Below are 14696 nucleotides of genomic sequence, written 5' to 3'. Positions count from 1 at the left end.
ACGGCTTACCTAATAGCGATATTGTTTTATTGTGGGTATAAAGCACGATAAGCACGCTTAAAGTCTGTAGGAGTATTAAAGTTAGTCAATACTTGCTGCTCATCTAACACCGCAACCGCTTGACTGATTGGCTCAATAAAACTCATAACTTTGCGCTGCCCACTGTCGATATAGGCTCGTAACTGCGACTCAATAGTTAGCCTATAAAGTCCTAGTAGCGGATATAAATGTGACTCGTCTGTAAGACAAATGACTGACTTTTCTGTCGTTGCTAGATCGGTAGTTGAATCGATACAAGGACGCAGTTGCTGCCAAAGCCCAGCCGCCGTTATTAGGCTATCACAGCTAACGACTAGCAACCATGATAACTGCTGATTATTCAAACTATTAGCATCAGCTAACGGGTCTCGTGGTTGTGTAGTTAATGCTTGCTGATTTATTGGCTGTTTTTTTAGCGCTTGTAGCGCTGACTCGATTGCCACTAATGGCCCTTGAGGGTCAGTAACACTATTAGTAATACTGCTAGTAATAGTACCTACTTTACTACTGGCCTGAATAGAGGCTGGCAGATAGTCAGCGATATGAGCAATAACGGGCTTTGGATTGCTAGCCAATAACTCTGGGCTCACGGCAAAACCACGCCCATTATCGGCAATCATGATAGGCACCTGCAATTCACTAGCTTGCCGCACATGATAGTCCAGCAAACTTTCACCTGTTGGCAAGGTTAGCTGCGCTTTAGGCGTCCCCATACGATGCGAGGCGCCACCAGCTAAGATAACCACCCCAGCTAAGTTTGCCAACACATTAGTCATGACTGTGACCTTCATGACTGGGATTAGCACGCATAAAGTGCGGCACAAAGTTACAAGGGCGTGTACGGCTATCGAACTGCTCTTTTAGTAAGTCATTCCATCCAGTCCGGCAAGCGCCTGTCGAACCAGGTAAACAAAAAATACCAGTGCTATTAGCCATGCCAGCAACCGCTCGCGACTGAATGGTAGACATGCCAATATCGTCTTTTGAAATTAGGCGGAACATCTCACCAAAACCATCGATAGACTTATCGAATAACACGCTGACCGCTTCTGGCATACTGTCTCTGATAAAAAACCCAGTACCACCAGTGGTAATAACCGCATGCACATTAGGATCAGCAATCCAGCCACTAATAACCGCACGAATCTGATAAATATCATCGGTAATTAGCTGACGGTCAGCTAACTTATGTCCCGCTGCGGTCAAGCTATCTGCTAAGTATTGTCCTGAAGTATCTTGTTCTAAGGTGCGACTGTCAGAGACACAAAGCACAGCAATATTAAGGGGGATAAATTCTGCAGCAGGTTTAGACATCGTTATTCCTTGAGAGTTATTATGTAGTAGCAATTGTTCAGTAGTTGCTCTTTATCAAGTAGTCTTCAGCAAGAGCTGTTCAGTAGCTGTTTTATGCTAACCACCGATAATCGATAGATTGTGCATCATGCCACTGTTGGAGTCCTGTAGATGATGATGCTCAGGTTTGATTGGCATGAAGTTGTGCAAAGTCTGTACTAAGCCTGCAACGTCGTTTTGCTGTAGATAATTACGAATGTCGTAGTTACCTTCATCGAACAAGCATAGATGCACTTTGCCCTGACTGCTCACCCGTAGACGGTTACAGTTATCGCAGAAGTGCGCCGCATAAGGAGCAATCATGCCGATGCGCCCTAAATAATCCGGATGACTGTACTCAACCGCAGGGCCATCAGCACTGCCACGCTCTTGCGGCTGCCAACCGTGCTCGATAAGATAATCGGTAATCAGCTCAGATTGGGCATGTTGCGCAAAGAACAAATCGCTATTATCGCTAGTCTGCATAAACTCAATAAACCGATAAGTCACTGGGCGCAGCTTGACGTAATCCATCGCTGTTACTAAATTTTCAAATGCGGTTTCTACCATCAAAACACTGTTTATTTTTAGCTTAATGTCCGTGCTGTCTAATAGTTTATCCATATCCGTTAGCATCTGCGGCAAAGTATTGAAACCAGTCATCTTATGAAAAGTATCCGCATCAAAACTGTCCATACTGATATTTAGCTGATCCAATCCAGCACTATGCCAATTGGCTAAATGTTTGCCAAGCTTATAGCCATTACTAGTAATCGCTACGGTCTTGATACCAGTAGTGCTTTTTACGGTATCAATAATAGCCGCCACATCTCGACGGATAGAAGGCTCACCACCAGTAATACGTACTTTTTCAGTGCCTACTTGGGCAAAGGCTTTAATTAAAGTAGCAATTTCAGGCACACTCAACTCATCATCAGGACGCTTGCCTTGATAACCATTAGGCAGACAATACTCGCAGCGAAAATTACAGAAGTCAGTGATCGAAAGACGTAGATAAGTCAGTTGTCGTGAAAAGCTATCGGTCAGTGGCTGATAATGGGCTATAGACGAGTCAGTAGGCATAGCTGCTCCCAATAGGGGGCTGCGTGTCTCAGTATAAACTGGAATTGAGCTTGGTGAATATATTTGAGTGCTCTCTGCTATGGGATCGTCATAAGTCATAAATTATTACCGCCGATATTGCTTAGCTGTCATTACAAGATTGTCTTCAGCCATTACATTTACTGCTGTTTAACTATTTATTTTACACTACAAATTTTGTGCTGTGTGCTTTGAAATACATAGTTCCAACCATAAGTTGCAAACTATAATCTTTAATCACAAGTTGCTATCTATAGTTTCCAATCGTAAGTTTTACACTACTCGTTTAACAGCTTTAGAAGCTAAAAATCTGGGTCGCTAGGCTGTTAGAGACTATTGATTATAACAAACTCAAAATGGCTTTAAGCTACCTTTACTAACCATAGAGCCACGAAAAAGGTTGGACATTCACTACATTACCAGCAGCCACATTACCGCTATCTATATCCAAAACTACAAAGCAGTTGGCTAGGCTTAGCTGCTTTATTCTGTGCGACTGCTGGCTAGTGAAACACTGCACTTGATAATTACCGGTAGCGTCTTGTGACAGCAGACCACGCTGAAAGTCTTTACGTCCGGCTGACTTCCTCACCTCATTGACTAAAGTGGCTTTTAGAGTCAACGGCATAGGCTGCTGCTGCAAATCAGCTCCTGACATCTGCCATAGCGCCGGTATCACAAACTGCAAAGCCCCTACTACCGTAGACAAAGGGTTGCCCGGTAGGCCAAAATACAAGACTGGCTTATCGACGGCGCTGTGGTTATCCGCAAACAACTCTCCAAATACGAACGGCTTGCCAGGTTTCATCGCCACTTTATAATGGTTTATTTGCCCCAGTTGCTCAATAACTGTAGTCAAAAAATCATAATCACCAACCGATACTCCAGCCGTAGAGATCAGTACATCGCACTCCTGCATAGCCTTAGTCACTGCCGCCGTAGTCTGCTGTAAATTGTCAGCGATAATACCGTAATCACGAATAGTAATAGGCAAGCTGGACAATAAAGTCTTCAGCGTTGGAGTATTAGAGTTGTATATCTGCGCTAAGCTATCTAACGGCTGACCTACAGCAACTAGCTCATCACCTGTCGCCAACACTCCTACTATTAATGGCGCAAATACTGCTACTTTATCAATGCCTAAATTGGCTAATAAACTGATATCAGTAGGGTTTAGACGCTTGCCTCGTTGCAGCACGACTTCACCCGACTCAATCTCCTCGCCTTGCTTACGAATGTTGTCATCCACCTCAGCCGTTTGGCTCAAGACAATGGCATACGGCTGCGATTTATCGATGCTATCTCTAATAGCAGCAAAGTTAGTGTTCTCTTGCATAACGACCGTATCACAACTATCCGGTACTACTGCGCCAGTGAAGATACGTACGCCTTGTCCGGCTTGCAAACTACTCTCTGAGTCATCGCTACCGCTATTAGCATAAGGGCTACCAGCCTGCGACTCTCCTACTATATTGATAGTTTGGTCTTTGCCAAGATTGCTACCTTTAGCCAATGCATAACCGTCCATAGCAGATACATTCTGTCTGGGCACATTAAAAGGTGAAGTAATATTCTCAGCTAATATTTGATTACTGCTGTCTAATAACTGGCTTGTAGTTACTGCCCTGCTACTTAATGGTGCATCGACTTCGTTATAAAATTCAATGCGTTTTTTGATCGCTGCCAGCAGCTCTTCCATAGTAATCATAAGGGTAAACTCTTTTTATTCAGGGGCTTCTATAATAGTCTTAGTATTGAATAGCTAATTTTTATTGGCTAGCTGATTTATAGTGGATAGGCCATGTTACAACAACTATCCGTTAGTTCTTGACTGCAACTAGCAAGTGAGCAGCTAACGGTTTGACGGACTAATGGTTTGACTAGCTATCCAGCCATTGCTGTTGCTTAGCATAAGCCAGTTGTTCAGGCGTATCAATATCATAACTTAGTTGTTGGTTAATCACAGTACTCATTTGCTCAGTGTGCAGGGCTCTAATCAAGTGGCGCAAACCTTTATCACCCGTGAGCGCTACTCGCCACTCTTTAAGTCGCCAATAATTGATACTTATAGGTAAACCTATGATATTAGCTTTATATTTATCTACCGCAAAGTCTTTATCAGCTTCTTGCAGATGGGGATAGCTACTGGCCACTACTTCATGCTTGCCAGCTAATAGCTTATGCAAATGCTTACTGTCTAATAATAGTTGATCAGTAGCCATTATTAGCACTCGATCAATCATACTATTATCGTGGCTGATAATCCGCTGAGCCACAGCGTCAATAGCTAAATACAGACTATGCGCCATGCCAGTTTCGGGAGTCGGATTATTGACTATATGCACTACTGGCTGAGCGGCTAATTCATCAATAGCTTGTGCAATCTCAGTATTATTTTTAGGAATCACTACTATAATAGCTTGGGGCTGGGTAGTTAAGGCCAGCTTAACCATCTGCGCAATTAATGGCTCACCATCTTGAGTTAATAGTTGCTTAGACTGACCCAGTCGCTGACTCAAGCCACTGGCTAAGATAATAACGGCGTGGTTACTAAGATCATTAATAGTATTGTTACTAATATTCTTACCAATATTGTTACTAGTCATACGCATAACGCTGTTCAACTGATAATCGCTGCGTATGTGAGGACAACTCTGAGTCTATCACTGACAACTCAAATTGGTTGTCTATCACTGGCTGTGCTTGCTGATGAATTACCGAACTTATTTGCGCCATGATACTCAGTGCTAAGGCTTCTGGACCATCACCGCCTAGCTTATAGCCAATAGGATAATGCAACTTTGCAACAGCGTCAGTTAAGGTAGCGATCTTAGTAAAGTCATCCGCCTTATTAAGGCTAGCCCTAATCTCTTTGATGAGACGCTCAGTACGATAGCATGGGCCTAATTGTCCAACATAACTGAAGTTAGGCTGGGTCAATAGTATAGCTAGGCGAGCACGGTCTTGGGTTAAGCTATGTGACATCACTGCAACTACCGCACCGGCACTAAGCTGAGTTAAAGTTTCATGGTCGTGTACTGGTAAACATAACACCTTGTCTGCTTGTGGAAAACGAGCTTTAGTAGCATATTGCGCGCGGCTATCTATTACTGTTACCTGCCAGTCCTGTAGCTTAGCCATTGTCACTAACGGCATCACATCATTACCAGCACCGCAAATTAACAATCGAATCTGTGGACGAATCTGCTGTATCAACCATGCCGACTGCGCTACATAGCATTGACTGTCATTGTCTAGTAGTACGTGATCTACATCACTTTTTATATCACTGTCTACCACCATGTAGTCAGCATCTTTTTTATTAAAAGTATGCGCTGACAGCTTGGTTAGTGCGTTATGAATAAAACCTATAGCAGCAGCACTAGCCTCAGAAAAAATATGCTGGCCATCGATAGTCGCTATCTGTCCTGTAGCACGATAGGCGTCTATATCAAGGCGTATACCGATTGGCAATTGGGGACTATGCGACTTCAAATTATCGCAGCTAATCAAAGTGGCAATAGTCAAAGGTTGCTGGCTATTACGCACTTGCTGAATTGAATCTAACAGCGACATTGCAGTACTCAGGCGCTCAAACAACACATGGACTCGGCCATTACACCCTAAACCAAAATTTAACTCGCCATCCAACAACGCATCGACATCGTCATCACTGTCAATATAACTATAGGCATCGCTGTCACTATCACTAATAGCCCTATTACCAATATTACTAGCAACTGTTAGCTCTGCTGTATTGGTCTCTATGTGACTGCCAGTATCGGTATCAGTATCATCACTATAAGTAACCTCATCGCCAGTTTGATAGGTCTGAACACTAGCACCATTACGAGTTAGCCAAAAAGCACGCTTGATAATATGTGGCTCAAGACAACCCCCACTGATCATCCCAACCGAACGTCCATCAGCACAAATAAGCATCATCGCCCCAGCATGCCGATAAGCTGACCCTTCAGTGCGGACTACCGTAGCTAGTACCGCCTCAACATTTTGCTGTTGTACTCTGTTAGCTAAGTTAAGAATATCAGCGACTTGATTCATAATTTCCCTTTTATCTTAAGCATCTCAAATATCTTAAGCATCACAAACTATCTTAAAATATAGTTCAATACACTATTAAAGCTGGCATGCTGAAAAGCCATAACTTATGCCTAATGGCGATAATAACAAGCTTAAAAAACCCGTTGATTAGCGGGTTTTTTAATAAAAATCACTACTAGCTGTTGTTACTGGTAGCGACTACTCTGGCAGCTCACCCAGCAGCTTGTCCATAGTGATTGGAAAATCATAAACTCTTATCCCTACTGCGTTATAAACAGCGTTAGCAATAGCAGCGGCTGCACCAGCAATAGCCGTCTCACCGATACCTTTTATATGCATAGGATTAGTATAAGCATCATCCTCTTCTACTAAGATAACCTCGAGCTGCGGGACATCGGCATTGACCGGAATATGATACTCAGCTAAGTCATGATTACATAGACGACCATCACGCTTATCATGGATGACTTGCTCCATTAACGCTGAACCTATCCCGAACACCATACCGCCATAACACTGTGAAGTAGCGGTTTTATGATTGAGGATACGCCCTGCTGCAAAAGCACCAGTCATACGTTTGACTCTGATTTCACCGGTAACTCTATGCACAGCTACTTCCGCAAAATTAGCGCCAAATGATGCTTGACGATAACTTTTTTCATTCTTACCAGGAGCGATTGCCCCTTTAGCACTAATCAACTGCTCGTTGTACTCAGCAATGATATCAACTAACGGATAACCCTGAAAATTACTAAAGTCATAGTCTGTTTTGCCATCAGCTGGCTCAGTAGAGCGTTTTGGCTTAGGCAAATGAATGTCTGTTCTTTCTGCTATCTTAGCAACGAGCTCTGTGGCTTTATGAACAACATTGCTAGTGATATTTTTACCTGCCTCAATGGTAGCTTCTGTAATTGTCGCCTCATGCTCGCCCGCTTGTTTGACATAGCCGTTATCCAATTGAATGGTATCGGCATAGAGACCGACTTTTTCTGCTAACATCTCACGCAACTGCTGACAGGCCAGATAAATACTACTACCCGAACTGGCCGCTCCCATACTACCGCCGGAGCCCACTGCTGGCGGCAAGCTGGTATCTCCGAGTTTCATTTCAATATGGTCAATCGGTAAGCCTAATAAGTCGGCCGCAATTTGAGAAAACACCGTGTAAGAGCCTGTGCCAATATCGGTCATATCCGTCTCGATAATAGCTTTGACCCCCAGCGCTTTAGAGCGATCTACTTGTAGAGTGGCACGTGCCTGCGAGGGTGCTAAACTATTGCCACGAGCAGCAGCAGCCATACCCATACCTAGCCACCAATCCCCTTCTAAACGACTGGCAGGAAGCGCTAGGCGATGATCCCAACCAAACTGTTCCGCCCCTTGTTCCATACAAGCGATAAGGCTGCGAGTTGAAAAAGGAATCTGTTGAGTAGGATCTTGCTCAGGTTCATTACGGCGGCGTAGCTCTATAGGATCAATATTTAGCTTGATCGCCAATTCATCCATCGCACACTCTAAAGCTATCTGTCCGACCGCCTCGCCAGGGGCACGCATCGAGCCCGATAGCACTTGATTCATATCTACCATTTGATAATCTACTCGGCGATTTTCACCGCGATATAGATACTTAGTAGATAGTGCTGCAGGCTCAAAAAAGGTTTCTCCCGGTAAGTTGCTAGAGACCGTATCGTGAATAAGCGTATTAATAATACCGTCTTCATTACAGCCAATCGCTATACGTTGATGAGTATTTGAGCGTCTTATCGTCGCTTCCATCACTTGCGGGCGGGTCATAGTAATCAGTACTGGTCGACCTAACTCTTTGGCCGAAATAGCAGCAGCGATGGATTCAGGTGAGATACCAAGCTTACTACCAAAACCACCCCCAACGTAATGAGCGATCAGTTGTACATTATCAGCGTCCAAATCTAGCGCATCAGCGATTTGCTTTTTACAAGAAGCTAGCATTTGGTTAGAGGAGTACATAATCAGCTTGTCCCCTTCCCAGTGCGCTAAAGTCGCATGCGGCTCCATAGCAGAACTGTTTTGACTCGGCGTCTGATAAGTACGGTCGAGAGTCACTGCTGAGTCACTCAACCCTTGTTCAGGATCGCCTTGCTCAGCGTTTTTGTCTGAACCTTGTTTTTCATCTACTTCATGCGTATTAGGTAACTCTTTAGTAAAATCTAATGCCGCTTGCTCAGTCTCATCTTTATAAGTAACCTTTAGCGCTTTGGCCCCTTCAGTTGCCGCCTCAAAAGTCTCAGCGATTACCGCAGCAATAGGTTGACCATGATAAAAAATCTCTGTTGCGCCTTGAGTCGGTGATTTAGTAGCTCCACCCTGCTGAGCATTACGCAAAAAATGCTTGGGGTCAGTGACCACTTTAATCACTCCAGGTATAGATTCAACTGCGCTACTGTCTATTTTATCGACTTTACCTTTAGCGATAGTGGCACCAACTAATACCCCATAAGCTTGGTTCTCTAAATAAAATTCTGCACTATAAGTGGCTTGACCACTCACCTTTAGTGAACCCTCTACCCGATTAATAGGTTTGCCAACCAGTTTGCTAGCCGTTTGATCGAACAGTGTTTCAGTAGGCTCATTCATCATTAGCTTTTTGGTCGGTTCCGATGCAAATAGTGCCATGATTATGCTCCCTGATTCGCTAATGCGCGTTGAATAACTTGTTTTAGTAGACGACGAGTCAAAGGTATCTTAAAGTCATTTTGGCCACTACCTTTAGCCTCTTTTAATAATAAATCTGCGGCTTGGTTAATCACCTCAGTATTGCCATCGCTGCCAATTAATAGTGCCTCAACCGCTGTATTACGCCATGGTTGAGTACCAATACCACCAAAGGCTAAACGTACTGTAGCTAATTTATTATTATCGTCAACCTCTACTACCGCCGCGCAAGAAACTACGGCAAAGGCATAAGAGGCACGGTCACGGACTTTATCGTAGGTGTGCATACCTTTAATAGGAGCAGGCAAAGTCACATGAGTAATTAGCTCGCCAGTCTCTAATACGGTTTCGATATTTGGCGTATCTTTTGGTAAACAGTAAAAATCTGCTAGCGCAATTTGTCGCGTACTGCCATCAGTCTTTAGAGTTTCAACGCGGGCATCTAATAACCGCATAGCTAATGCCATATCCGAGGGATGCTGAGCGATACAAGACTCACTAGTACCCAAAATCGCTAATAGACGGTTCTCACCATTAATAGCTGGACAGCCAGACCCTGGCTCACGTTTGTTACAAGCACTATCCGGTTGATAAAAATAATAGCAACGCGAGCGCTGTAAGAGATTGCCACCCGTAGTGGCTTTATTACGTAACTGTCCAGTAGCTCCCGCTAAAATCGCTCTAGATAATACTGGGTAATTGGCGATCACTGTTGGATGCGCCGCCAAGTCACTGTTGGTCACTAGCGTACCGATACGTAGGCCGCCGTCAGCTGTTTCTTCAACTTCTGCTAACTCTAAGCGATTAATATCAACCAGCTTAAGTGGCGTCTCAATCTCAAACTTCATTAAATCGAGTAGATTAGTGCCACCGGCAATAAAAGAAGCATCTTTAGGAGTAGCAAACATAACCGCTTGCTGCGGCTCAAGAGCGCGAATATATTCAAAACGTTTCATGAGCGCTCTCCTTTAGACTTACTGCTTATCGATGGTGCTGCTTGCTTGCCGAGCTGAGTTTGGCTAGGCGGCGGCGACCAGATACCAGTTACGGTAGCTGCGTTATTCGAGCTGGCGAGGTTGTTTGTGGTTGAGGCATGTGTTGCAAGTTGCTCTGAGAGCACTTGATGAATGGCATTGATAATATTAGGATAAGCCGAGCAGCGACACAGATTGCCACTCATACGTTCAGATATCTCTTGTAGTAACAAGCCATCAGGATTACTCAAATCAGTAGTCACATAACTGGGCCACTGCGCTTTGATCTCTGCTATCAATGCTGTTGCTGAACAAATCTGTCCAGGCGTGCAATACCCACACTGAAAGGCATCATGATCTTTAAAGGCTTGTTGCAAGTCCGATAGCGAATCTGGCATGCCGATACCTTCAATAGTAGTGATCTCGTCGCCGTCATGCATCACCGCTAAAGTTAAGCAAGCATTCACTCGCCGACCATTAATAAGCATAGTACAAGCACCGCATTGACCGTGATCACAGCCTTTTTTGGGTCCTGTAATGTGCAAATGTTGACGGCATACATCGAGTAAAGTGGTACGAGGGTCAAGATCATCAAATTGATAATCAATTTTGTTAATCGTTAAAGTAAGCATGCTGGCTTCTCGCTGGCAAGTGGTAAGGGCTATCTACAAGGCTGAGTTTATTTTTTATTCACTTATTACTCATCACAATGACTAATTATAGTTGTAGCTACTAGTTGTAACTACTAAGATAACGGTTAGAGGTAATTAATCATTACTAGAGGAGTCAGCAATAAAAGAAATTTATTATGACTTATTCGACAAGCAAACTTTGTTTCAGCTTTGTACTGCTTACAGGGTAGTTTTTTAACTACGTCTTGGTTTGAAATATATTATTCAGCAGATTTAATAGTAGTCCTAGCATCGCCAGCAACAGCATAGCCTGTATAGTAAGTCACTCTATTGTCTCGCAAAAACCCAGCTAACCCTAGCCCGTAACGCTCTGCAACCCGTACCGCTGTACTAGTAGGCGCAGACATGCCTATCAGCCAAGGCAAACGCATACGGATAGACTTTTGTACTAGCTCAATAGACAATCGTGAAGTCATGACGACACAATCGACCTCGTGCTTATGTCGCAGTTGCCAACCAATCAGTTTATCAAGTGCATTGTGGCGTCCTACATCCTCAAACAAATATAACTGATCTTTTTGCAGGGTGGCTGCTGCATGAACTGCCCCCGTCAATTGGTGCGTATGTTGACTCGCATCGACTTGCGCTCTTATCGCTAACAAACGATCGAGACTAGGTCGCTTTACTACAGCTTTTTGTGAATTAATCTGCGAATACGGACTTAAATCCGGTAAAGCTTGCGTAAGTCCTGTGATACCACACATACCACAGCCAGTACGTCCCGCCAGCATACGCTTTTGCGCTTGGATACGCTGATGACGGCGTTGGTTAAGTACTAGCTCAACTATATAAATATCGTAATCTAATAAGTGTTGTAGATTATCTGCAAGCACCCCTGACACATCTATAGCATTAAGCTGGTCCTGCTGGTCAACCCTACTATCTGTAGCAAAAGTTTGAAAGCTGGCAGCATCATTCAATTGAGTCACTTCCCAATCCAACAGCTCATAGCTATGCTCGATCAGCCCTTCGCTAAACAGAAACCCAATAGCCAAATACTCCAGCTGGCTAGGACTAGCCATCAGTACGGCATAGTGAATACCATTGATAACAATAGCCACTGCTGCCTCTACCGCTAAACTAGTAGTTTGATGTTCAGTAGAAATAGACTGGGTGGCTTGCTTTTGATTACTATCTAAGATTGAAGAACTACGATGCTGCTCTGCTAAATGCTCACGAGCGAGTGGCGTAGCAGAAGCGTTGAGAGTTTCAGAAATAGCTTGCACGACAAGGTTAGAATTATTTTTAATCATTGAGCGCTATCTTTAATGGTAATGAATAGAGTTGACAGTCATACGCGCTATGAAAATAAATATTGTAGGCTGAGTATTTTATCGAAACTAGGCCTACAATATTCATTTTCATGCTAAAACATATCTAAGCAGAAGCTGTCAAGGTACTGTCGCTAATCCGTTCCAAAACAACGGTTGATGACTTATAGGCAGGTATATGCGAGTCTGGCGCATGAGTATCTAAGTCAAATAAGTCATTACACTCAGGATAATAAGTAGCCACCGCATTGGCAGCAATGTCCATCTCAGTGATTATCAGCGGTCCTAAAGTACGTGGCTGATTGTTACTGTCTTGACGCATGACCATAACGCTATCCCCCTTTTGCCAGCCTAAGCGTGCTATCTCATCAGGATGCATAAACAACACATCACGGCGATCGGTCTGACGGTAGCGATCTTGATAACCAAAAATCATAGTATTAAACTGATCATGACTACGCACACTAGTTAATTGCCATACTTTTTGTTCAGCAGCAGTGCTAGTAGTGCTAACAACATTGCTATTATTATCGGTACTCGATTGCAGCTGGGTAGTTGCCTGCGCCATCTGCGCTGCTACATAAGTAACCGGATACTTTGGTACTTCAAATTGCGCTTTGCCGCTGTCAGTAGTCCAAACCCGATGACGTGCTGGATGATACAAATAAAACCCACGCTCAGTCTCTCTGATGCGCTCATTAAAGTTCTCGAAACCGTCAATAGCTTCAGCAATATAATCACGAATGATATCAAAATCCTCGCCCATAGCTTGCCAAGGAATAGCCGACTCAGCACCAAGTACTTGGATCGCCATATCTGCAATTATTTGTACTTCAGATTTTATGCTGTCACTGATCGGTTTAAGATTGCCTTGCGATCGTGATATCTGACACATGGAGTCCTCAGTCGTCGCAAACTGCTTACCTTGACCCGTTAAGATAATCTCAGTACGGCTGATACAAGGTAAAATCAGGTTATTAGTACCCGGATATAGCATAGTGCCATTGAGCTTAGTGGCAACAAAAACATTAAGCTGGGTCTGACGCAAGGCTTGTTGAATCGCACTCATATCAGGAGCAGCTACCGCATAGTTACCCCCCATACTCACAAAAGCTTTAATTTTCCCGCTTATTAAAGCTTTAGCACCAGAGACGACATCATGGCCATCTTCTTGCGGCATAGGACGCTTAAAAACACGCTCTAAACTATCAAGCAAGCTCTGATTAGGACGCTCATGAACGCCCATAGTGCGATCGCCCTGTACATTGGAATGCCCACGTACAGGGGACGCGCCAGCCCCATCAATACCGATCATGCCCATCAATAGCAATAAATTGGTAATCATCGCTACATTGTCATCGCCCTGCACATGCTGAGTAATACCCATACCCCAAGTACAAATAGTTTGTGGGCTCTCGGCAACTAGACGTGCAACACTGATGATCTCATCTTTACTAATACCAGAGCCACGCTCCACATCTGCCCAAGACTGCTGACGTAGCCACTGATCTAGTGCCTCAAAACCAGAAGTATGCTGTTTAATAAAATCGGTATCGATCTTATTATTTTTAGTGAGCCATTTTGCCATACCAGTCAATAATGCCGCATCGCCACCAATTTGGATTTGAATGACATTATCTACCATAGCGTCGCTTTGACCAGCAGCCATGTGAGTTGGCTTTTGCGGATTTCTAAATGCTGCTAGTCCCTGCTCGCGCATAGGATTAATAGAAATGATTTTGCAACCTTGCTTATGGGCATGCGCCAACATCTCTAACATACGGGGATGGTTGGTCGCTGGATTTTGTCCAAACATCATGATCAACTTAGCTTGTTGAAAATCCTCTAACTTAACCGTAGCTTTACCGATGCCCAACTGCCGACTAAGCATTACTGAAGTCGGCTCGTGACACATATTAGAACAGTCAGGTAAATTATTAGTGCCAAAACAGCGCACAAATAGTTGATATAAAAAAGCCGGCTCATTGGTTACTCGACCTGAGGTATAAAATAAGGCCTCATCCGGGGAATCAAGCTGTTTCAATTGCTCAGCAATACGTGCGTAAGCATCCGCCCAAGCAATTGGTACATAACGATCTTGCGCTGCATCATAAGCCATAGGCTCTGATAAACGCCCACTATGCTCAAGCTCGTAACCGTTCCAGCCTTGTAGTTCAGTCACCGTATGCTGCGCAAAAAACTTAGCATCGGCCTTGGTGGACATGGTCTCACTAGCAAGCACTTTGATTCCATTCTCACAGACATCTAAGGTTTTATGCGATTTATGATCTGGCCAAGCACAGCCCGGACAGTCAAAACCACCGTTAGGCTGGTTGCTACTAAAAACACTCAAGCCACCACGGGTCAAGGCTTTATAGTCCATGAGTTTATGAGTAGAGGCAATCAGCGCAGGCCAACCAGCGGCAGGATGAGAGTAGATAGGAATTTTGCGCATGATAAACCTCGAAGATAAGTGGCTGTGATGAATGGCTGTGAATAGATAGCTGGGGCTAAATAATACTAAATGCGCTGTA

General features: G+C 44.0%; 11 protein-coding genes. All 11 read right to left on the bottom strand.

Translation table 11 applies throughout. From position 1 onward, the window contains the following. Positions 1-26 precede the first annotated feature (26 nt). The 11 genes from mobA to KPY62_RS11710 all read right to left on the bottom strand — a co-directional run bounded on the left by mobA (position 27) and on the right by KPY62_RS11710 (position 14617). A complete protein-coding gene (gene mobA, locus KPY62_RS11760) occupies positions 27-815 on the bottom strand; it encodes a molybdenum cofactor guanylyltransferase (RefSeq protein WP_228730680.1) in 789 nt (262 codons plus the stop codon). Next, positions 808-1353: a molybdenum cofactor biosynthesis protein B gene (moaB, locus tag KPY62_RS11755; RefSeq protein WP_201623114.1), complete on the bottom strand. Its 546-nt coding sequence runs from the start codon at positions 1351-1353 to the stop codon at positions 808-810. The genes mobA and moaB overlap by 8 nt, the downstream gene beginning before the upstream one ends. A 96-nt stretch (positions 1354-1449) precedes the next feature. Then, complete coding sequence (gene moaA, locus KPY62_RS11750; RefSeq protein WP_216582431.1) at positions 1450-2553, bottom strand: GTP 3',8-cyclase MoaA; 1104 nt, start codon at positions 2551-2553, stop codon at positions 1450-1452. 295 nt (positions 2554-2848) lie between these two features. Then, on the bottom strand, positions 2849-4180 hold the full coding sequence (gene glp / locus KPY62_RS11745; protein ID WP_216582429.1) for a gephyrin-like molybdotransferase Glp: 1332 nt from the start codon (positions 4178-4180) through the stop codon (positions 2849-2851). 172 nt (positions 4181-4352) lie between these two features. Next, positions 4353-5078, bottom strand: coding sequence for a nucleotidyltransferase family protein (locus KPY62_RS11740; protein WP_228730679.1), 726 nt, complete (start codon positions 5076-5078; stop codon positions 4353-4355). Continuing rightward, positions 5071-6534 carry an XdhC family protein gene (locus KPY62_RS11735; protein ID WP_216582425.1) on the bottom strand — a complete coding sequence of 488 codons (1464 nt, stop codon included), beginning with the start codon at positions 6532-6534 and terminating at the stop codon, positions 5071-5073. Before KPY62_RS11735 ends, KPY62_RS11740 begins: the two co-directional genes overlap by 8 nt. 198 nt (positions 6535-6732) lie before the next feature. Then, a complete protein-coding gene (locus tag KPY62_RS11730) occupies positions 6733-9186 on the bottom strand; it encodes a xanthine dehydrogenase family protein molybdopterin-binding subunit (protein WP_216582423.1) in 2454 nt (817 codons plus the stop codon). Positions 9187-9188: 2 nt separating this feature from the next. Beyond that, positions 9189-10181 (bottom strand): FAD binding domain-containing protein, encoded by a 993-nt coding sequence (locus KPY62_RS11725; protein ID WP_216582421.1) that lies wholly within the window; start codon positions 10179-10181, stop codon positions 9189-9191. Then, positions 10178-10831 (bottom strand): 2Fe-2S iron-sulfur cluster-binding protein, encoded by a 654-nt coding sequence (locus tag KPY62_RS11720; RefSeq protein ID WP_216582418.1) that lies wholly within the window; start codon positions 10829-10831, stop codon positions 10178-10180. Before KPY62_RS11720 ends, KPY62_RS11725 begins: the two co-directional genes overlap by 4 nt. Before the next feature lie 260 nt (positions 10832-11091). Further along, the gene (locus tag KPY62_RS11715) at positions 11092-12144 is read right to left on the bottom strand and encodes a formate dehydrogenase accessory sulfurtransferase FdhD (RefSeq protein ID WP_216582416.1); all 1053 of its coding nucleotides are present in this window, start codon (positions 12142-12144) and stop codon (positions 11092-11094) included. A gap of 124 nt (positions 12145-12268) precedes the next feature. After that, positions 12269-14617: an FdhF/YdeP family oxidoreductase gene (locus KPY62_RS11710; RefSeq protein ID WP_216582405.1), complete on the bottom strand. Its 2349-nt coding sequence runs from the start codon at positions 14615-14617 to the stop codon at positions 12269-12271. Positions 14618-14696: the final 79 nt, after the last annotated feature.

It is taken from the genome of Psychrobacter sp. TAE2020 (assembly GCF_018919485.1).
Taxonomy (GTDB): Bacteria; Pseudomonadota; Gammaproteobacteria; order Pseudomonadales; family Moraxellaceae; genus Psychrobacter.
The sequence above is the reverse complement of the archived record's forward strand: the minus strand, read 5'-3'. Positions and strand labels throughout refer to the sequence as shown.

What these genes read in the sequence shown, in the direction of transcription:
- KPY62_RS11710 (WP_216582405.1), bottom strand. Translation starts at nt 14,617, where the DNA reads ATGCGCAAAATTCCTATCTACTCTCATCCTGCCGCTGGTTGGCCTGCG.
- KPY62_RS11725 (WP_216582421.1), bottom strand. Translation starts at nt 10,181, where the DNA reads ATGAAACGTTTTGAATATATTCGCGCTCTTGAGCCGCAGCAAGCGGTT.
- KPY62_RS11715 (WP_216582416.1), bottom strand. Translation starts at nt 12,144, where the DNA reads ATGATTAAAAATAATTCTAACCTTGTCGTGCAAGCTATTTCTGAAACT.
- KPY62_RS11735 (WP_216582425.1), bottom strand. Translation starts at nt 6,534, where the DNA reads ATGAATCAAGTCGCTGATATTCTTAACTTAGCTAACAGAGTACAACAG.
- moaA (WP_216582431.1), bottom strand. Translation starts at nt 2,553, where the DNA reads ATGACTTATGACGATCCCATAGCAGAGAGCACTCAAATATATTCACCA.
- moaB (WP_201623114.1), bottom strand. Translation starts at nt 1,353, where the DNA reads ATGTCTAAACCTGCTGCAGAATTTATCCCCCTTAATATTGCTGTGCTT.
- KPY62_RS11740 (WP_228730679.1), bottom strand. Translation starts at nt 5,078, where the DNA reads ATGACTAGTAACAATATTGGTAAGAATATTAGTAACAATACTATTAAT.
- KPY62_RS11720 (WP_216582418.1), bottom strand. Translation starts at nt 10,831, where the DNA reads ATGCTTACTTTAACGATTAACAAAATTGATTATCAATTTGATGATCTT.
- glp (WP_216582429.1), bottom strand. Translation starts at nt 4,180, where the DNA reads ATGATTACTATGGAAGAGCTGCTGGCAGCGATCAAAAAACGCATTGAA.
- mobA (WP_228730680.1), bottom strand. Translation starts at nt 815, where the DNA reads ATGACTAATGTGTTGGCAAACTTAGCTGGGGTGGTTATCTTAGCTGGT.
- KPY62_RS11730 (WP_216582423.1), bottom strand. Translation starts at nt 9,186, where the DNA reads ATGGCACTATTTGCATCGGAACCGACCAAAAAGCTAATGATGAATGAG.